Annotated in this window: 14 protein-coding genes; 6 read left to right on the top strand and 8 right to left on the bottom strand. The window is 37.4% G+C overall.

Annotated elements, in window-relative coordinates; translation table 11 throughout:
* Positions 1-6: 6 nt before the first annotated feature.
* The 6 genes from NYE61_RS16915 to galU all read right to left on the bottom strand — a co-directional run bounded on the left by NYE61_RS16915 (position 7) and on the right by galU (position 6903).
* Positions 7-1608, bottom strand: a complete 1602-nt coding sequence (locus NYE61_RS16915; RefSeq protein WP_095307892.1) for an ATP-binding cassette domain-containing protein — start codon at positions 1606-1608, stop codon at positions 7-9.
* A 33-nt stretch (positions 1609-1641) separates the two neighbouring features.
* Positions 1642-2436 (bottom strand): ABC transporter permease, encoded by a 795-nt coding sequence (locus NYE61_RS16910; RefSeq protein WP_251661614.1) that lies wholly within the window; start codon positions 2434-2436, stop codon positions 1642-1644.
* Positions 2437-2593: 157 nt separating this feature from the next.
* The gene (locus tag NYE61_RS16905) at positions 2594-3367 is read right to left on the bottom strand and encodes a glycosyltransferase family 2 protein (RefSeq protein ID WP_303451210.1); all 774 of its coding nucleotides are present in this window, start codon (positions 3365-3367) and stop codon (positions 2594-2596) included.
* Positions 3368-4528, bottom strand: coding sequence for a glycosyltransferase (locus tag NYE61_RS16900; RefSeq protein ID WP_303451213.1), 1161 nt, complete (start codon positions 4526-4528; stop codon positions 3368-3370).
* 24 nt (positions 4529-4552) lie between these two features.
* The gene (locus NYE61_RS16895) at positions 4553-5677 is read right to left on the bottom strand and encodes a glycosyltransferase (protein ID WP_303451216.1); all 1125 of its coding nucleotides are present in this window, start codon (positions 5675-5677) and stop codon (positions 4553-4555) included.
* A 341-nt stretch (positions 5678-6018) separates the two neighbouring features.
* Positions 6019-6903 (bottom strand): UTP--glucose-1-phosphate uridylyltransferase GalU, encoded by an 885-nt coding sequence (gene galU, locus NYE61_RS16890; RefSeq protein WP_095307880.1) that lies wholly within the window; start codon positions 6901-6903, stop codon positions 6019-6021.
* Between the two features lie 327 nt (positions 6904-7230).
* Here galU and NYE61_RS16885 point away from each other — a divergent pair, with 327 nt between their 5' ends.
* Complete coding sequence (locus NYE61_RS16885; RefSeq protein WP_303451220.1) at positions 7231-8544, top strand: nucleotide sugar dehydrogenase; 1314 nt, start codon at positions 7231-7233, stop codon at positions 8542-8544.
* Between the two features lie 70 nt (positions 8545-8614).
* Here NYE61_RS16885 and NYE61_RS16880 read toward each other — a convergent pair whose 3' ends face one another.
* Entirely contained in the window at positions 8615-10072 is a 1458-nt protein-coding gene (locus NYE61_RS16880; protein ID WP_303451222.1) for an APC family permease, read from the bottom strand.
* A 529-nt stretch (positions 10073-10601) separates the two neighbouring features.
* Here NYE61_RS16880 and NYE61_RS16875 point away from each other — a divergent pair.
* A complete protein-coding gene (locus NYE61_RS16875) occupies positions 10602-16220 on the top strand; it encodes a S8 family serine peptidase (RefSeq protein WP_339316078.1) in 5619 nt (1872 codons plus the stop codon).
* Between the two features lie 45 nt (positions 16221-16265).
* Here NYE61_RS16875 and NYE61_RS16870 read toward each other — a convergent pair whose 3' ends face one another.
* A complete protein-coding gene (locus NYE61_RS16870; protein WP_095307871.1) occupies positions 16266-17342 on the bottom strand; it encodes an MraY family glycosyltransferase in 1077 nt (358 codons plus the stop codon).
* Positions 17343-17600: 258 nt separating this feature from the next.
* Here NYE61_RS16870 and NYE61_RS16865 point away from each other — a divergent pair, with 258 nt between their 5' ends.
* The 4 genes from NYE61_RS16865 to zwf all read left to right on the top strand — a co-directional run bounded on the left by NYE61_RS16865 (position 17601) and on the right by zwf (position 20895).
* Positions 17601-18002, top strand: a complete 402-nt coding sequence (locus NYE61_RS16865; protein ID WP_095307870.1) for a hypothetical protein — start codon at positions 17601-17603, stop codon at positions 18000-18002.
* A 91-nt stretch (positions 18003-18093) separates the two neighbouring features.
* Positions 18094-18837 (top strand): threonine/serine exporter family protein, encoded by a 744-nt coding sequence (locus NYE61_RS16860; protein WP_095307928.1) that lies wholly within the window; start codon positions 18094-18096, stop codon positions 18835-18837.
* 29 nt (positions 18838-18866) lie between these two features.
* Entirely contained in the window at positions 18867-19307 is a 441-nt protein-coding gene (locus NYE61_RS16855) for a threonine/serine exporter family protein (RefSeq protein WP_095307869.1), read from the top strand.
* Positions 19308-19419: 112 nt separating this feature from the next.
* Entirely contained in the window at positions 19420-20895 is a 1476-nt protein-coding gene (gene zwf, locus NYE61_RS16850) for a glucose-6-phosphate dehydrogenase (RefSeq protein ID WP_118888518.1), read from the top strand.
* Positions 20896-21028 lie beyond the last annotated feature (133 nt).

Raw genomic sequence — 21028 nt, 5'->3', positions numbered from 1 at the left:
GTACCATTATTCTTTATTTTCCACAGGCTTCTTTGAAGAATCCTGTTTATTTACTGGTTTTCTTATTTGTTTTACAACTTTTTTATTTGCGTTTCCAGTTTTACTTATTCCAAGTGATTCCCGATATGCAGCGACTGCCTCTTCCGCTGTTCCGTCAAAACGAACCTGTCCACGCTCCATCCAGATCCCTCTAGTGCATACTTTTTCCACAAAGTTCATACTGTGCGAAACGATAATAACCGCTTTTGCATGAGACATCATGTCTTGGATTCGCTCACTTGCCTTTTGCTGAAATGCCATGTCACCAGTTGAGAGTGCTTCATCAATAATAAATATATCAGGCTTCAATATAGCAGCTATGCTAAAACCAAGCCTTGATTTCATACCAGATGAATATTGTTTGACTGGTTTATCAATGGATTTTTGCAGACCTGAAAATTCTACAATTTCATCGTATTTCGCTTGTACTCTTTTTTTGGGTATCCCGAGAAGCATCGCATTCAGGAATATATTATCTCTTCCAGATAATTGCGCATTAAATCCAGTACCATATCCTAAAAGAGAGGACGTTTCCCCTTCCAGCTGAATATCACCTTGGTCTGGCTTCAGAATATTTGTCAGCACTTTGCAAAGTGTGCTTTTTCCAGCGCCATTATGACCGATAATCCCAACTACTTCGCCTTCTTTTATTTCAAAATTAACATCCTTTAACGCCCAGAATGTGCCTGTATTAAGTTCATAGGAAATACCCACATTTGTAGCCCGAACAATTGTTTTATCTTTAACCGAGCTCTCCGTTTTGTTTAACTCCAGGCTTCGTTTGCGTTTAGGTGGCATAGGAACCGTTGCTTTATAATGTGCAATAATCTCTTTCGGATCGCCAATTTCTTTTACCACGCCCTGATTAATCCACATTAATCGATCACAATTTCGCTGTGCGTATCTGAGACTATGGGTAACAATAATTACCATCTTCGCTTGTTTAACAAGCTCCTTCATTTTTAGAGCCGCTTTTTTACTAAAGCGTGCATCCCCTGTATTCAACGCCTCGTCAAGGATAAGCACCTCTGGCTCCAAATGAGCAGCTACACTGAATCCGAGTCTTGCTTTCATACCACTCGAATAATATTTCATTGGCTGGTCAATAAAATCACCGATATCTGAGAATTCATGGATATCATCAATATAATGATTAATCAATGATTTACTGACTCCGAGCATCATGCCATTTAAAAAAACGTTCTCTCTTCCTGTCAGTTCTTTATTGAAGCCCATTCCAAACGAGAACAATGCAGTCACCTTACCGTCAACTTGCATTGTCCCTTTATCCTGCTGCAAAATTCCGGCAATGATTTTACTTAATGTCGTCTTACCAGCTCCATTCGAACCGATGATACCAAGGATTTCCCCTTGGTGACCTGTAAAATCGATATCCTTCAATGGCCAGACTTTTTCCTTCTTCTTTTTCTCTTTTTTAGCGAACATGCCAAAAACACGTGATTTTATATCATCCTGATAGCCACGGTCATTAAAGGAAACACCTATATCTTTAGCAACGATAACATTTTCTGGCGATTCGTGCGTATTATGTTTCATTTGATCCTGCATGTTTACCCCTCATTTATTATAAATATGGCAGTATTATAATGCCTTAATAATTTTATGTTCGTTTTTACTGTAATAATAGATCATAAATGTTCCTACAATAATTGCGATCAAGAAAAGAATTGCGAGTCCAATTAGGTTTGGCGTTTGATGGTTCATTAATATATCACGATAAGCAGTAACAATAATCGCTACTGGATTATACACAATTAACGGTTCAAGCCAACTAGGAATTTTTCCACTGCTTAATAAACGTCCACCTTCCCAGATGATTGGTGAAGCATAGAAGAACATACGCGTTATATAGGTCATCAAATTTTCAATATCTCGAACAAATATCGTAATGAATCCGAGAACAAGCCCTAATGCCAAATGTACGGTTAATTGGATAACAATAAGAAGTGGCAGGTAAAAGACATGCCAGGTCGGTACTATGCCATAAATAGCAAGGAATAGCGCTATTACAATCAACCCAAATGCAAAATTAAATAATTGGGTTAGTGTAAAAGATAACGGAAATAACGCTTTTGGCAAGGACACTTGATTAATGATTGAGCTATATCTCAAAATTGATTTTGAGGAGGAGTTGATGCTTGTACTTATCCAACGCCAAGCAACTAATCCAATAACTAAGAATAGCGGATAATTCTCTTCCCCACGCCCTAATACGACTACTACCAAGAAGTAGTAAACCAATACATTCAATAGCGGATCCAGCAACCACCAAAAATATCCCAAGTAACTATTCCGGTGTTCTGCTTTCAAACCGGATTTGACTAAGTAAAATAATAAATCTTTTCTTTTCAACATTTCTTGCATATAATTTTTCATTATTCATGACACCGCCTAATATTTAAAACCTAAAAGCTTCGGTTCATTTCTCTATTTATTATAATTATATTCATTTTCTTTTTCAGTGAAAAATTTTATTATAATTTGATTTAACGCATTATAAATTTATTATAATTATATTTGAATAAACGAAAGGCTACCGCTTCGTTCTCCATTTAATAAGATCCATAATAGACCTCACTACATAATGCGAAAAGTACCATATACTTTTCGGCAAGCTTTGTTTTTCAATTTCCCTGAAAACATACCAGTTTCGTTTTGCAGCTTTCCACTTATTACTTGAGATTGAATTGCCGACAAGGCGGTACTCAGCTAAAATTTCGGGAAGTCCATAAGCAAGGAAACCCTTTTTCGTAATCGTTAACCAATAGACATAATCCTGTCTTGTTCGGATGTTGACCATTTTTAAATGACCAACTTTATCTCGATCCAGCATGACTGTCAAACAGCCTATAACACATCGTTTCATTAAGTCATCATAATTAACGGATTCTGGTGTACTGCTGACCGCATTTGTCTTCGTTCCATCCTCCAGGATTCGAACATACGTTGTGAAAGAAAAAGCGATATCTTTCTCTTGCATAAAATGAAGCTGTTTTTCTAATTTTTCTGGTAACCAACGATCATCACTATCAAGAAAAGCAATATAGCGTCCTTTAGCATTCTCCATTGCTGTATTACGTGCTACAGCTGAACCGCTGTTCTCTTCCAGAACAATTAACTTGATTCGATTATCACGCTTTCTATATTCTTCCACAATCGTCGTTGTATTATCAGTGGAACGATCATCCACAATCACCATTTCCCAATTAGCGTACGTCTGATCCAAAACAGAATCAATCGTATCTCCGATAAACCGCTCTGCATTATAAGCAGGGGTAATTACCGATATAAGTGGATCTTGTTTCATCTAATCACCGATTCCTTCTTCCCGCATACTTTTCTCTTCTACACCCAGTAATTCATGGTACCAGGAGATTAATTTTTGTTCTTCTGTATACCAGTTCAATTCCTCTGCAACAGCTTTTTTCCCATTTTCCCCCATACGTTTTGCTTCTTCAGGGTTATTTTTAAGATAAGAAATTTCCTTTCTTATCGCTTCATCATCATATGGGTCAACAGCTATTCCACACTGATAGGTTTCCATAAATTTTTCCCAGACAGGAAAGTTTGAACAGATTATCGGCAGTCCTGCATTCATATACTCAAAGAACTTGGTTAGTTCTTTTTTCATATAATGCTCTGTTGGAGGAAAAAGAGCTATCCCTGCAAGCCAATTTGTCTGAAGGTAGCGATCCTCAATAACTTCTTTTTCGATAAACTGATCGATTCCTTCAATTTTTAAGTTTGCTTTCTTATCTCCGGCTGCTTCGTACATTTTTTTTGCCAGGTCACTTGGACATTTACCTACGAAATGCATCTCAATCTCTTCATCAATTACCGGTATGCGAGCGTGAAACATTGCCCCTCGTACAATGGACACATTTCCAGTATACAGGACTTTATTCTCTGCGGGGGTTTCACGTTTGCTATTTAAAAACTTTTCATTAACTGTCGGGTAATTTAGCACACACGTCCCCGTCGGATAAATATCTTTATAGTATTTTTCCGCAAGACATAATTCAAAGTTACGAGCAAAAAAGCGTTCCATTAATCTATAAACTGTCGCAAACATTTTTCTGATCGGCATTGACATATAATCTTTTTGCAGAATGCTTGTAATGTAATCTTCATGAATATCATAAATGACGACATTGTTTTTATTTTTTAATAGCCATGCTATTGGCAAAAGCTCTGGATCATGAAAATGATAGACATCTGCGTTTAATTTTTTTGCTTCCTTATATGCTGCGAATGCCCCAACTGTCATTCTTTTTAATCTGCTTTTATATTTTTTTAATGGTATATGTTTTATCGGTTTATCTGTATTTGAATCCTGGTCGCCTGATTGAGCGATTAACGTCACATCAAAGCCGGCTTTTTGCAATGATTTACATTCTTTATGATAGATCCTTGGATCATATGGGTGGTGTACAGTTGTTAACTGAACAACACGTTTTGGAGTATGCATACTCCTTCAACTCCTGTTCAACTTTTAATACGTTTTATTTAGTGTTTTCATAAATACGTCTTCATATTGTTTAACAATCGTCTGTGCGCGGAATGTATTCACACGCTCCAGTCCTTTTTGGATAGCCTGCTCACGCCTATCAACTGTCCAGGTTAATGTTTCATAAATTTTTTCTGCCAGTTGTTCCGCATTCCCAATTTCACACATTAGCCCGTATTCCCCATCATTTAATACTTCTTCAGCTCCAGGATATGCCTTCGTTGAAACGACAGGTGTCCCTGTTGCTAGTGCCTCTGAAAGAACATGCCCAAAGCCTTCTCGCTTGGAGGATAGTACGAAAACATCAGCATGTGCGAAATAAACATATGGATTCTGTTGAAAACCAAGGAAGAACACTTTATCAGCAACATCCATTCTATCAGCAAGTCGCTTTAGTTCATCCTCCAGTTCACCTTCACCAAGAATAACAAGCTTCACATCCAAGCGTCGACTTACATCGGCAACCGCTTTAATCAATGTCTGTTGATCCTTATCCTGAATCAGCCTTCCTGCAGTGATGATTACTTTTTCACTCCCAGTAAAAATGGTTTCATGTTCCTGTGGAAGTATTCCCTCTTTCATATTAATTCGAATACGTTCGATATCAACTGGGTTGTAAATAACATTTATTTTTTCCCGTTTTACCTTATAACGTTTTACAATATTCTCTTTTACACCGTGTGAGAGTGCGATCACGCGACTGGAAAGCTTGTATAAAAGCCCGTATAATCTTAATTTAAAATCAGCAGCAGGACTACCTCCCAAGAAAGCTGCTTCCCGCACGATATTTTTCGCACCAGAAAAAGAAAGAAGGTTTCCTAAAATGGCTATCGTGTTATAATTCGGTATCGTACTGAATACGATAGCTGCTTTTTCTTCCCGAATTACTTTTGCTAACGGAAGAATCGCTGATCTTAATCGTTTCGTCTTCAATTTAATAAATTTCACATCTTGATCTAAATATTTTTCATAGCTTCCATCGTATTGTAACGTAACAAGTATTGGAATGAATTTCGATCTATCGATATTATTTATAATGTTCAATAATGTTCGAGCAGCTCCACCGCCACCCATTTGGTAAATAAAAAATAAAACACGTTTCTTTTCCACGAGATCGTCATCCTTTTTTAAGTAAAGAAAGTATAAGATTTGGCTGGTAACATTTCTTGTACTGGAACACCCACGTCCAACTCGTACGTCGCTAATCGGGCGCTTCCGCTTTTGCTCTCTTTCATTAATAGACCGAAAATACACTGAACGAATTATACCATAGCGGCAACAATAAATAAATTGTCGAAATCATTACAATTAAGGTGTCTTATGTACAATTTAATGTTACATTGTCCTTTTCTTGTAAAGGTATTTTAATATAATGTAAATTGATGTTAAAGTTTATTACAAAAAAAGGATCTGGTATGATAAACGCAGATCCTTTTTGTGGCTGTTATCTATTAATGATCTAAACTTTTCAGTTTTTGCTCCATATATGCCTTAATTTCATTATGTAAATCTGGTCGATTTAAGGCAAAATCAATGGTCGCCTGTACAAATCCTAATTTTCCACCAATATCATAACGTTCACCAGTAAAGTTATATGCAAGTACTTGTTCCTTTTCGTTTAACTTATTTAAGGCGTCAGTTAACTGAATTTCGTTATTTTTCCCTGGCTCTTGTTTTGCAAGAATATCAAAAATTTCAGGTGAAAGTATATATCTTCCCATAATTGCCAAATTAGATGGAGCTTCATCTTGGCTTGGCTTTTCAATTAATGATTCAATCGCTCGGACAGAAGAACTATTATCATCTGTCGTTAAAGGCTTAACAATGCCGTATTTTGATACATCCTCCATTGGTACATCGTGTACACCGATTACGGAAGATTGATTTTTATCAAACACATCGATAAGCTGCTTTAAACATGGTACTTCTGATTCCACAATGTCATCTCCAAGCAAAACAGCAAATGGTTCATTTCCTACAAAGCTGTGTGCACATCCAATCGCATGACCTAAGCCTCTTGGTTCTTTTTGTCGGATATAATGGATATTGGCTAAATTCGAAATAGACTTGACCATTTCAAGCATTTCGAAGTCCCCTTTATGTGCTAACTTTTCTTCAAGCTCATAAGACTTATCAAAATGATCCTCTATTGCACGCTTTCCTCTACCAGAAATAATAATAATGTCTTCTATTCCAGATGCAACTGCTTCTTCTACAATATATTGAATCGTCGGTTTATCCACAATTGGAAGCATTTCCTTTGGTTGGGCTTTTGTTGCCGGAAGAAAACGAGTTCCCAATCCCGCCGCCGGAATTATAGCCTTGGTTACTTTCATCTTATGCGCTCCTTCTATTAGATTAAATAGCCGTATATTAAGGTTCATATTAGTTTTTCATTTGCTATTGTTAGTTTATCATATCGCCACTTACTATCCAATTTTTCAATAAAAAAATGCAATAAATAGTCAAAATCTGTATAATAGTAATTGCTATACAAGTTCAATATATAGATGTATAGTAATTTTGATAAGCATATTGAAAGATAGTAGTGCAATGGATGAATTGAGAATAAAAACATTCCCCAGTTTATTAACCAGAAATCACTACTTATTTTAAAGCTTCATATGAATTAAACCAAACAGATAAAGGAAGGCAACGATACCATGGAATTGTTTAAGAAATTACAAGCAAAAGAAGAGAAAATTGCAGTTATTGGTTTAGGATACGTTGGTCTACCACTGGCAATAGAACTAGCTAAGAAATTTGATGTTGTTGGCTTTGATGTAAATAAGGCTAAATTGGATAAATATTTAAGCGGAATTGATGTAACAGACGAAGTTGGCGACGAGGCACTCAAAGAAACGAGCCTAAAATTCACGAGTGAAGAGGAAGAATTACAATCTTGTAAATTTCATATTGTCGCTGTACCAACTCCAATCAATACCGACAAGACCCCTAATTTAAATCCGGTGATTGGTGCAAGTGAAACCGTTGGAAGGAATTTAACCAAAGGTTCCATCGTCGTTTATGAGTCAACGGTATACCCTGGAACAACAGAAGAAGTTTGTATTCCAATCCTTGAAGAAGTTTCTGGTCTGGAATTTGGAACTGATTTTAAAGTTGGTTATTCTCCAGAACGAATTAATCCTGGTGATAGAGTAAATACATTAACAAAAATCACGAAAATTGTTTCTGGTTCGGATGAGTCTGCACTTCGTGAAATAGCTAACCTTTACGGATCTATTATTGAAGCCGGTGTATTTGAAGCAGAATCCATTAAAGTTGCTGAGGCAGCTAAAGTAATCGAGAATTCGCAGCGAGATATCAATATTGCATTTATGAACGAGCTTTCAATGGTGTTCAATAAAATGGATATTAATACAAAAGCTGTCTTAGAAGCTGCAGGAACAAAGTGGAATTTCCTTAAATTCACACCTGGATTAGTTGGCGGACATTGCATTGGTGTCGATCCATATTATTTCACCTATAAAGCCGAACAACTAGGATATCATTCGCAAATCATTCTTTCTGGCAGAAAAATTAATGATGACATGGGTAAATACATTGCAAGCAATATCATTAAGAAAATGATAAAAGCAAAGCAAGAAATCGACGGTGCACGCGTAGCTATTTTTGGACTTACCTTTAAAGAGAATGTACCAGATGTCCGCAATACAAAGATCATTGATATTATTACGGAATTAGAGGAATACGGTGTGGAGACACTCGTTTATGATCCTGTTGCTGAGAACGAAGAGGTTTATAATGAATTTAACATTCGCTTAGTAGAGCAAGAGGAATTAACAGAGTTGGATTGTGTAGTATTTGCTGTTCCTCACAAGGAATTCCAGGAATCTTATAGTTTAGATAACGTGGAAGAGCTTTACAAAAATGATTCAAAAGTGTTAATTGATATTAAAAGCATCTTTGACAGAAAAGAATCAGAAGCAAGAGGATATCATTACTGGAGTTTATAATTTGATATTAAGAAAATCGGGAACCTTTGCAATGAACAAGGTTCCCGATTTTTTAATTTCGATTGTATTATTATCTATTTTTCACATTAACTTCTTCCTGACCTAAGATTAAGTAATTTAATTCCTTTTCAGGTACTTTATTAAATTGCTTTCGTTTCATCAAATAAAATATAATCCCAAGAAAAATCCATGCTGCCAGGGCGATCCTTGATTCAATACCTAAATATGCAGGTGAACCCGGAACCAGTAAAAGCCCCAGAAACACAAGACTCGTAAGCGATCCAATAAAGGAAACAACTTTTTTGAATGGTGAAACTGTGTTTAATTGTTCATTGAAATTAGCATCTTTTTTCCATTTAAATAATTTAAATGCAGTGAAACAAGTGTAAAAATAAGCTATCGTTACCCCTACTGATGACATATCGACCACCCAAAGCAATGCCTCTCTGCCAAACCATGGTGCAAACATCGCCAAAATCACAACAAATATAATACCAATATACGGTGTTTTATATTTAGGATGCAATTTCGAAAAGGTTTCTGGTAATAACTTCGCTCGTGACATAGCAAATAATAAGCGACTCGAAGAAAGAATAAAACCAATTAACCCTGTGAATATTCCCATCGTTAATGCTACGACTAAAATAGCCAAACCACCTATTCCTAATAGACTTTGAACAGCTGTCCCGGTTCCCCAAATGTAATTGCCGGCAACTAAACCTTCCCACGGCTCTGCCATGGATGTCGCAATTATCATCAAGCTATATAGTAAGAAAGCAAAGAATATCGCATAAATAATTAAACTAAATGCTTTTTTAGAGGAAAAATTAAATTCCTCTGCTGTTTGTGGTACTGTGTCAAATCCAACATATGCCCATGGTGCAATTGCTACAATTGAAATAACAGCTGCGAATGCAGTTGTTTCTGCTGGGAAAAATGGTTGCATATTAGCTATTCCAGTACCTGGCTGTATCCCAACTAATAGTGTTAAAACAACAATACTTATAACCATCACACAACAAAAGATAAACTGGATTCTGCCAGACATCCCTGTTCCTTTTATATTGAAATAGCCAAATACGATAAGCGCAATCGTTGCAATTATAATTTCTGTCCCATACACACTCCAGCCTGCAACATCGTAAAGATATATATTTTCAATAAGCTTCGGCAACGTAAACTTAATCATTAATGCAAATGCTGATGCATTGAGTGCCACAATACAAAGGTACCCAAACGTTAAAAACCAGCCACATATAAATGCATGTGTACGTCCCAGACTAACATATGTATATGCAAACGCTCCTCCTGAAACAGGAAAGCTTTTGATTAAGAAACCGTAGCTGACAGCTATCAGCATCATTAATAAACCACCAATACCGAAACCGATGATTACTCCAAGTGGACCAGCTGTAGACATCCACGTTGCAGGCTGAACGAATGCCCCCCAGCCGATTGCTGATCCTAAAGCAATGGCCCATACCCAATGTGGTTTTAATGATTTCTCTAATGTGGTTCTTTCATTCATACTTTTTCTCCTTTATTCGATTTGAATTTTTATTATGGGTTTTATTTTACCATTATTTATTATTACTCCCTAATCAAAAGCGGGAAAAATCCAATTAAGTAAAAAAACGCAATACTTTCTCATCAGATTTCATGGAGGTGTTATATTTATTTTGAGGTTAAAATTTTAATTTAGTTTGTCTAATTTTAAGGGCGCTAAACAAGCTCCTTCCACCATTCTACATCACTATACATAGTTCCCTGTCTATCCCAATTTTCGATTTGCTCCGTGTAATTGCAGTTCAATAATTTAGAGAAAAAGACCTAACCCTCACCTGTCGTACAATGTCGATTAATAGTCTTAATTAACTAATTATTATTTATATTGCTATTATATTGGAAAATTTTGTTCCTATTGTAATAGAGCTGTGCTACTATAAAATTGTAATATTGTCAAAAAATTAAATATTTTATAGATGGGATTGATTCATATGAGGAATTAGTCGGTTATATAGAAAATATGATTAAAACGGGAATGGGAGGAAGTATGGTTGAAACAGAGATATATTAAGAAATTATTTAGTAGTTTATTAATCTTTACACTTATTCTTTCATTATTTAATCCATTACTTGTATCAGCTGAAACAAATAGCAATGCGACAAAACAACTAAACGTTGATGATAGAATATCGCAGCTAAAAAAGGCTGTTTCAAAGCAACAAGCAATCTTAAATCAGGAACCTGTTTTACACCAAGCTTTACAAAATTTATCTAGTGATAAAGAAACAGCTGTTATTGTTCAATTATCTGAAGCTCCTGTTGCACTAGAACAAGGAAAGAAAACAGTAGAAGGAAAAACGCTTAGCGGAGCACAGGCAATAACTGTAAAAAATAAAGTTATTAATGAACAAGCTAGATTTGAAAAACTATTAAAAGCAGACAACATTGACTATGAGAAAGGATTTACGTATACCCAAGCTTTTAATGGGATGTCACTGAAATTGAAAGCAGATGATATTGATAAACTATTAACAATAGATGGCGTTGTCAGTGTTGATCCTGATGAAGAGGTTCACGCTCTTGAACTTGCCGGGGATAATAACATAGGTCCGATGATGGTTGATACTGTTCCCCACCTTGAAGTTCCTGAACTTTGGGATTTAGGTCATGAAGGACAAGGTGTGAAAGTTGCCGTTCTGGATACTGGTATTGATTATAATCACCCTGACTTTCAAGAAATTTATAAAGGTGGCCATAACTTCATCGAACACACGGAAGATTATGCTCGTCCACGTGACGATGATGATCCATATGAGACTACTCCTGAAGACCGTCCAGATCACATGCCAGAATTCAGTGCAAATGGCAGTTCCTTTTATACATCACACGGGACACATGTTGCGGGTATCATTGCAGGAACAGGAAACAATGAATATGGCATAAAAGGAATAGCGCCAAAAATTGACCTGTATGCATATCGTGTACTAGGTGCATATGGAAGTGGGTTTACGTCTGGTATCATTGCTGCAATTGATAAATCCGTCGAAGAAGACATGGATATTATCAATCTATCATTAGGTGGTGGCAGCAATAGTCAAACTGCTCCAGATGCAATTGCTATTAACAATGCCACATTAGCTGGGGTTACAGCAATTGTCGCAACAGGAAATAGTGGTCCAGGTCGTGGTTCAGTTGGAAATCCTGCATCTGCTGCGCTCGCAATTTCTGTAGGAAACTCCACATTACCAGAAGAAACGATTCAAGCAAACGTAGTTACCAGTGCTGGTGATTATGAGCAACAATATGATGCAGCATTAATGGGTTGGAATTTTGCTGAGGATCCTGCAGATGCATTATCGGGTACATATGATGTAGTACCTGTTCCAGGAGTTGGTGCAGCATCTGACTATGAAGGAATTGACGTGGAAGGAAAAGTTGCGTTGGTTGCGCGTGGGGAGATTCCATTTGTAGATAAGATAGATGTAGCCAAAAGTCTTGGAGCTATCGGTATCCTGATTCATAACAATATCGATGGTGAAGGACCTGCTAATGTATTGCTGGGAAGTTCATTTGGTTATATTCCAGCATTCGATATTTCAACTGCAGATGGCCAAGCGTTAAGAGAAGCAATCGCAGCATCAGCGGACAATATTGGCAAGGTTACGTTTAGTGATTACCAGGTTAACTCTACTGAAGGAGACCAAATAAATTCATCCAGTTCACGTGGACCATCCACGCCAGTGTTTGATATCAAGCCAGATGTTTCCGCACCAGGAACAAATATTATGGCTACAGTCCCTGCTTACGGAAAGGATTATCCAGATGCAGCGTACACACAAGCATATGACCGGAAAACGGGAACGAGTATGGCTGCACCTCAGATTGCAGGGATAGCAGCATTACTTTTATCAAAAAATCCCGATTGGACACCATATGATATTAAAGTTGCGTTATCAAATACAGCGAAGCAATTAGATACAGAGCAATACGATGTCTTTGCACAAGGGCCTGGCCGTGTACAACCTTTAGCCGCTGCAAATGCAGAAGCATTAGCATATGCATTAGACACTACTGCCTTCGATGAACAATCGCTTGATTACGAAAAAGGAACCATCACATTTGGAAGAGTAGCACCAGATCAAGAAAAAGAGTTAACGATAACAAAACAGATTGAAGTACGTGACTTAATTGGCAAATCCAGTGATTATGATGTAAGTGTTGACGTAACGAAAGCAGCAACTGGTGAATTAGCTGATGCGAGCGTTACCGTAAACAAACCATCTTTTACTTTAAATGGAACGGAAACACTTGATGTTACGTTATCAGTCCCAGCAGGCGAAGAATCTCCTGGAAATGAGCTGCTTGGATATATCCATATTACGAATGGGACAACAAATTTAGGATTACCTTTCGCTGTTGAATTTTCGACAGAAGTTCCAAGCGGACTATCATACTTCGAACTCATCGATTACGCAATTTCACCAAATGGTGATGGTCAGCATGATGAAACCGTCTTAGAATTCGGATTATCAGCTGATGAAGAGCTCATGTCCATCGAGCTATGGGATGCAGCCGATCCAAATGGCGGCATTTACGGAGATGGTTATATCGGTTATTTGGCCATGCAAGCATTGCCAGCTGGTGAATGGCAGCTTCCAATAAGTGAAACGTATTATGATTGGGAGACTGAGCAAGAAACGACCATCCCGGATGGCGTATACACCGTTGATTTCAATTCATGGGATATAGCAAATCAAAATATCACACTCCTTGCAGACGATGGACCACTTTTTGTGAAGACAGCTGCTCCTGAGATTGATTTCGATTCTGTAGATGAAGCAATTGATGGAAATGAATTTGTTGTAACAGGATCAATTGATGATAAATTTATTGATTTCAAGAGGACTGTTGAGAGAATTTTTGGATTACCTTATGATGTAAATGAAAAATTATCTGCTGAGTATGAGCTAACTGATGAGGATGGTCACGTTTTAGAAAGCAATGATGTAATACTTGAACAAGATGGCACATTTAAAGTCCAGTTAACGAGCCTAACAAGTGGTAAAAACACACTAGCATTAACGGTTACTGACATTGTTGCAAATAGTACTCAGCAACAACTCGAACTGGACGTTACAGAAGAAGCAAAGGAAATCATGATTTCCTTAACACCTTCTACTAATGAGCCAACAGAAGAACCGGTTACGATTTCTGTAGATACCGATAGTGAAGCAGAATTGGTTGCGATGAAATGGCTGCAAGGTGATAAGACTGCGGAAGATTTTGCTGAATCAGGAAATACGATCGATTTAAATACAAAGGCTTTTGACGTTGAGGAAAATGGAACTTACACGGTTTACGTTAAAAATAGTGAGGGTGTTGAAGCTGTTGAATCCATTACGATAGAGAATATTACAGAGCCGATTGAAGAAGTAATTACAATTACCCTTTCTCCTTCTACTGCAGAACCGACAGAAGGACCGATCTCTATTGCTGTGGAGACTGACAGTGAAACAGAACTGGATGCAATAAAATGGTTACAAGGTGACAAAGCCGTGAAAGATTTCGCTGAAGCTGGGAATCCTATCGATATAAATACAAAAGCTTTTGATGTTCATGAAAATGATATCTATACCGTTTATGTAAAAAATAGTAATGGAGTTGAAGCTGTTCAAACGATTACAGTAGAAAATATTACAGATCCGGTTGAGGAATTTTCAATCACCCTCTCCCCTTCTACTACAGAACCGACAGAAGGACCGATCTCTATTGCTGTGGAGACTGACAGTGAAACAGAACTGGATGCAATAAAATGGTTACAAGGTGACAAAGCCGTGGAAGATTTTGCTGATGCTGGGAATCCCATCGATTTGAATACAAAGGCTTTTGATGTTCATGAAAACGGTATTTACACCGTTTATGTACAGAATCGTAACGGGGCTGAAGCTGTTCAAACCATTGTTGTTGGGAATATTATTGTACAAGGTGAGCTTAGCATTACGTTAATCCCTTCTACAACGGAACCAACGGAAGGACCAATGTCCATTTCCGTTATGACAAACAGTGAAACAGACCTTACTGCATTAAAATGGCTTCCAGGCGAACTTACAGAAGAAAACTTTGCGGATGCTGGAAACGCAATTGACCTGAACACGAAGACTTTCGATATTGCAGAAAATGGGACGTACACAGTATATGCAAAAAATAGTGATGAATTAGAAACCGTACAAACCATTGTAATCGAAAATATAATACAGCCTGGTGATGAAGTCATTACGATTTCATTAACGCCTTCAACAACTGCGTTAACAGAAGGGCCAGTTACGATTTCGATTGATACAGACAGTGCAGCAGATTTAGCAGTATTGAAATGGCTTGAGGGTGAACGTTCTATTGAAGATTTCACAAAATCAGGAAATGCGATTGATTTAACCAAAAAAGCATTTGATATTACGAAAAACGGGACATACACCGTTTATGTGAAAAATAGTAACGGAGCCGAAGCTGTTCAAACGATTACGGTGAAAAATATTACAGAACCTGTTGATGAGGAATTTACAATTACGTTTTCACCTTCTACTACAGAACCAACGGAAGGTCCTGTTACAATTTCAGTTGCAACAGATAGCGAGTCAGATATAACGGCATTAAAATGGCATGCCGGTGAAAAGACAACGGAGGATTTTGCCAAGAACGGCCATGCAATTGACCTTAATACGAAAGCTTTTGAAGTTAGTGAAAATGGAACATACACCGTTTATGCAAAGAACCGTAATGATGTTGAAGCTGTCAAGACCATCCAGGTGGAGAATATTACAGATCCTGAACCTAAAGAAGAGACTGTTGTCGCAGCTCCTCAAATTGCGGATGGAATAGCTACTATTTCTAATGAAGCTATCGATCAATTAGCGGATGGTGGTACACTTGTTATTGACCTAGGCAAAACGGAATCCGTACGCATCGAAATAACAAAAGAACAAATTGCTGCTTTGAAAGCAAAAGAAGCAACATTGATTATTCAGAACCATCATATTGAAATGCAGATTCCATTGGTAAATTTACCGGATGAGAAAGATATTTCATTTAATCTTGAAAAACAGGATGATGTTGAAAAAGCAGTTAGTCCTGTATATGACCTAACAATCGAAGCAAACGAAGATGCAATCAATACATTTAAGGAACCAATAGCGCTTCTATTCAAGATTAATCCAGACAAAGTTAATAACGTCGATAAATTAAATGTATACTACTTGAATGAGGACACAAGGCAATGGGAAATAATTCCTGGTTCTGTATACCAAGACGGCAAGGTATCCGTTGGTGTAGATCACTTTAGTCAATTTGCTGTTTTTGAAGATACAGACGATGATAAAGGCAAAGACCCTGTAGATCCGAATCCAGTGGATAAAGATGACGATAAGGAAGAACCAAAAGATAAAGACCCAATTGACGACAATCGTTCAGATGTCGGTAAAAACACCGGAAACAAGTCTAACGGAGGAACGACTAAGAATATCGGTTATGCAAAGGGCGACTCAGGTGATGGTAAACAACTTCCAAGTACTGCTACAACTACTTACAATTATCTTGTAATTGGAGCGGTATTAATTATCATTGGCTTTGTAGCAATCTATGTGCAGCACAGAAGAAAAAGAAAATCAATGCTTTGACTAGAAACACCACATATAAAGAGGCTTCCTAATTAGGAAGCCTCTTTATTGTGACCGTTCTATTTTCCGTAAAATTTTCCTTAAAATGCTAACGATCGGACGTTTCCCACCCATAACAATTCCTGCAAGCTCGGCAAAAATATAGAGCAGTAAAATAACGAAGAGCGATATAATAAGGGATAAGGTTGGACTGGCATTGGAAAACAAGATTCCCATTACCCCAAATAACGCACTGAAAATATAAATAATGATGACTGCCTTCCGGTGACTGTATCCGGCTTGAATAAGCTGATAATGAAGGTGTTTGTTATCCGCAGCCATAATACTTTCTTTGTTATAAGCTCGCCGCACAATCGCTACTAATGTATCAAAAATTGGCACTGCCAATATGATAACTGGAATTATAAAACTGAAAAACGTAACATTTTTAAACAATCCAAGCATTGAAAGAACCGCAATCATATACCCAAGAAAATTCGAACCGGTGTCACCCATATAAATTTTCGCTGGATAAAAATTATGATATAGAAATCCTAAGTTGGCCCCTATTAATGCGATACTTAAAAATGCAACGATTATCTGTGTATCAATTAATGCCATTACAAATATACTTGTCATGGCAATTGTTGTAACACCTGTAGCTAAGCCATCCAAGCCATCAATCAGATTTATCGCATTTGCAATACCTACAACCCATAGTATTGTAATAAGCACACTTAAAAATCCGAACTCGACAACTCCAAATATCGGGATTGTAATTCGTTCAATAATTAGCCCGGAAGACACTAAAAGGAATGCCGCAGCCAATTGCCCTGTCAATTTTAAAATGGGCTTAATCGTGAACCGGTCATCGAGCGCACCTGTAATAAGAATAATAATGGAACCAATTAGAATTTCAGGTAAGTGCTGGTGATATGGCTGTAAATAAAGTGTCCCCAAAAGAGCACCAATAAATATCGCCAAACCACCTAGTCTAGGCGTTTCATTGATGTGTATTTTACGGCTGTTCGGTTTATCCATCGCACCGATTTTAATTGCAAACATTTTTACTGGATATGTAAGTAATAAAGCTGCAGTGAATGCGATAAGAAATGCAATTAATAAATCAATATAATTAAACATAGAATTCTCCTACTGTTCTTTGTTGCCAGTTCTTGATGTAGTACGTGAATTTTTCCCCTTTAAATACCTTTAATTGCTTTAAATTATATCGAAAGTTGGTAGCAATTAGCAAATTATAATGAGATTTGCAAGCAGATTTCTCGTTAATCCGACAATTGGTGCACTTCTCGGTGACATACATTGCAATTTGTGCTACTATTATTGGGTATTTCAAAATACTCTGATTAAAAGGTTACAATTAAAGGTGGTGTTCTAATTTTGAGTCCGTATTTGTTTACTGCTGCTGCGATTATTGCTGTCATCGGTATCTTAATTGTCTTCAAAATTAACCTGGATAAGATTAAAGCAGATCCAGAGCAAGTAGCTAAGGCGCAGACAAATTTTTTCATTGGAGCTGCTATCAGCGAGAGTGTTCCTCTTATTATGATTATTTATGCCATCATTCATGCAGTACCATTATCTATTGAAGACCTTTATGTTCCAGCATTCATTATTATTATCTTGATGGCATTTGCGATGTTCTTTATTTTCCTGCAGCGAAAAGTAGATGTTGAAGAAGATCGAAGACAAGCAGTGAACCAGTTTTCTATAATTGCTATTGCACTTATCAATGCGGTTCCAATCATTGCTTTAGTTCTGATGTTTATAAATGTTGCTTAAGCTCCTAACACGAGGAGCTTTTTCTCTTTCATTCCCACAGGCAAAACTTTATAATATAAACAAATCGATTGCTTTTGAGGCAGGTGGTTTTATGTTTGAACAAATTACCATTGAAAAAGTGTGCATATTAGCAGGAAAAATCATGTTAGTCAGTGGAGCCGAAACATATCGTGTCGAGGATACTATGGACCGTATTTCCACTGCCTTTGGTGTTAAAAATCCACAGAGCTATGCAACACCAACTGGTATTAGCTTTTCATTAGATATAGCAGGAACTTCTAATTTCCTTCGTGTGACGAATCGGTCTACTGATTTACATAAAATTGCAGAGGTAAATAATATTTCACGAAAGATTACAGCAGGAGAATTAGATATTAAGGAAGCATATGAACAGCTGGAAAAAATTGATCAGGCAAAATTAACATTCCCTGCCTGGGCACAAATCCTTGCTGCAGCACTTGTGAGTGGATGCTTCGCCATTATGTTCGGCGGTACTTGGAATGATTTTATTCCTAGCTGTATAGCTGGAGCATTTGGCTTTGCAGGAATGCTTGGGTTTGAGCGAGTAATAGAAATTCGCTTCCTTGCTGAATTTTTCGGTGCTTTTTTAATTGGCTTATCTGCCCTATTATTTCTATACTGCGGATTCGGGAATGCTCTAGATAAGACCATTATCGGTGCCGTCATGCCGCTTGTGCCAGGTTTACATATAACGAATGCAATCCGTGACTTGATGGCTGGCCATCTTGTTTCTGGCCTTTCTAAAGGTGTGGAGGCTTTACTGACAGCATTTGCTATCGGCGCAGGTGTTGCACTTATTATTGCATTTGTTTAAAACAGAGTATTCATTTTGGAGGTTGAAACATGATTATTATGCAGCAGCTTATTACAAGCTTTATAGCCTCTGCCGGTTTTGGGATATTGTTTAATGCTCCACGGAATGCGCTCGTCCAATGCGGGCTAGTCGGTATGTTTGGCTGGATTCTTTATTATGTTTTGGTTGAGGCAGGAATGGATGCCGTACCAGCTACGACTTTTGCCGCAATGCTTGTTGCTGTTTTAAGCCATACATGTGCTAAGATTTTTAAAAAGCCGATTATTATCTTTACCGTATCTGGGGTTATCCCGCTCGTCCCCGGTGGTATCGCCTATAATGCGATGCGCAACTTTGTGGAAAATGATTATTATACAGGTGTTCAGCTTTCTGCTCAGGTCATGCTGCTTTCGGGAGGAATAGCAATTGGTCTGATGTTTTCAGGCGTTATCAATCAGTTAGTAAATAAATCTCGGATGCTATTCAAATAATAGCAGTGTATGGCATTTAAGAAGTTCTCGATTTAAGTATCCATTATTTGATTAATATTTTATTTCCTATAAAATAGATGTATATATATAGTAAAAGCGAGGGAACGAAAACATGAGTAATGAATTGCAGCCAAAATCGGTTATCGTAATATTTGGAGCAACAGGTGATCTAGCGAAACGAAAATTGTTCCCTTCGATATATCGCCTTTATCAGAGTGGTAAAATTAGTGAAAATTTCGCTGTTGTTGGATTGGCCCGCCGACCTTGGACAGATGAAGTTTTACGCGAAAATGTATCGAATTCCATTAAAGAGGCAGTTTCTCCAAAGGAAGATCTTGAGGAATTTGTATCCCACTTCTATTATCAATCATTCGATGTGACTGATGATTCTTCCTACAGTGGATTAAATGCATTAATAAAGGAATTAGAAGGTGCATATGAAACAGAGGAGAACCGTATCTTTTATCTAGCAATGGCACCAGAGTTCTTTGGAACAATTGCTAATAAATTACAAGAATACGGATTAAAGGATTCTGCTGGTTGGTCACGACTTGTGATTGAAAAACCATTTGGAATAGATATAAAATCTGCCAGAAAGTTAAATAAGCAGTTACGCGCAGCTTTCGATGAAGATCAGATTTATCGGATTGACCACTATTTAGGTAAAGAAATGGTTCAAAATATTGAAGTCATCCGTTTTGCTAATGGAATTTTTGAACATTTATGGAACAACCGCTTTATTTCAAACGTCCAAGTTACTTCAAGTGAGACATTAGGCGTAGAAGAAAGAGCACGCTACTATGACACTTCTGGGGCTACTAGAGATATGGTCCAGAATCATATGCTGCAAATGGTTGCTTTACTAGCAATGGAGCCTCCAATTAAGCTAACAACGGATGAAATTCGGTCTGAAAAAATAAAAGTACTTCGTGCACTTCGTCCAATCAATCCAAAAGAAATAGACAATTTCTTTGTACGTGGACAATATGGCGTTGGAAAAATCGGTGGGGAGACAGTTCCAGCATATGTTGATGAGGCTGATGAGCTGGAAAATTCCAATACAGAGACTTTTGTAGCTGGAAAGCTGCTCATTGATAACTACCGTTGGGCTGGTGTACCATTCTATATTCGTACTGGTAAACGTTTAGCGGAAAAGTCAACGAAAATTGTAATTGAATTCAACGACATCCCGATGAATTTATATTATAAAAAGGACAAAGATAGACACCCTAACCTGCTGATTATTAATATTCAGCCTAACGAAGGGATTACACTTTGTTTAAATGCGAAGAAATCAGGATCCGGTTCCCTTGCAGAGCCAATTCAACTTGCCTATAATCATAATCCAGTTCCAGGAATTAACACACCAGAAGCTTACGAAAAGCTGCTTTATGATTGCATGATTGGTGATGCGACAAACTTTACACATTGGGATGAGGTTGCACTATCTTGGAAGTTCGTTGACACGATTATTAATGAATGGTCAAACAAGACTGCTGATTTCCCTAACTACCGCTCAGGTTCCATGGGGCCTGAAGCAGCAGATGAGTTACTTGCAAAAGACGGCTTTCATTGGTGGTCTATTTAAACTAAGTATAAAAAATACTGCTATCGCAATAGCAGTATTTTTTATATTTCAATTTAATTGCTCTATCAAGCTCGCTATTAACTCTATATCCCCAAACTATCGCTCATACTCAAAAGCCCTGAAGATTCTTTTC

It is taken from the genome of Oceanobacillus sp. FSL W7-1304 (assembly GCF_037969805.1).
GTDB classification, from domain to species: Bacteria; Bacillota; Bacilli; order Bacillales; family Amphibacillaceae; genus Oceanobacillus; species Oceanobacillus profundus.
The sequence above is the reverse complement of the archived record's forward strand: the minus strand, read 5'-3'. Positions and strand labels throughout refer to the sequence as shown.

What these genes read in the sequence shown, in the direction of transcription:
- NYE61_RS16915 (WP_095307892.1), bottom strand. Translation starts at nt 1,608, where the DNA reads ATGCAGGATCAAATGAAACATAATACGCACGAATCGCCAGAAAATGTT.
- NYE61_RS16910 (WP_251661614.1), bottom strand. Translation starts at nt 2,436, where the DNA reads ATGAAAAATTATATGCAAGAAATGTTGAAAAGAAAAGATTTATTATTT.
- NYE61_RS16905 (WP_303451210.1), bottom strand. Translation starts at nt 3,367, where the DNA reads ATGAAACAAGATCCACTTATATCGGTAATTACCCCTGCTTATAATGCA.
- NYE61_RS16900 (WP_303451213.1), bottom strand. Translation starts at nt 4,528, where the DNA reads ATGCATACTCCAAAACGTGTTGTTCAGTTAACAACTGTACACCACCCA.
- galU (WP_095307880.1), bottom strand. Translation starts at nt 6,903, where the DNA reads ATGAAAGTAACCAAGGCTATAATTCCGGCGGCGGGATTGGGAACTCGT.
- NYE61_RS16885 (WP_303451220.1), top strand. Translation starts at nt 7,231, where the DNA reads ATGGAATTGTTTAAGAAATTACAAGCAAAAGAAGAGAAAATTGCAGTT.
- NYE61_RS16880 (WP_303451222.1), bottom strand. Translation starts at nt 10,072, where the DNA reads ATGAATGAAAGAACCACATTAGAGAAATCATTAAAACCACATTGGGTA.
- NYE61_RS16870 (WP_095307871.1), bottom strand. Translation starts at nt 17,342, where the DNA reads ATGTTTAATTATATTGATTTATTAATTGCATTTCTTATCGCATTCACT.
- NYE61_RS16860 (WP_095307928.1), top strand. Translation starts at nt 18,094, where the DNA reads ATGTTTGAACAAATTACCATTGAAAAAGTGTGCATATTAGCAGGAAAA.
- NYE61_RS16855 (WP_095307869.1), top strand. Translation starts at nt 18,867, where the DNA reads ATGATTATTATGCAGCAGCTTATTACAAGCTTTATAGCCTCTGCCGGT.
- zwf (WP_118888518.1), top strand. Translation starts at nt 19,420, where the DNA reads ATGAGTAATGAATTGCAGCCAAAATCGGTTATCGTAATATTTGGAGCA.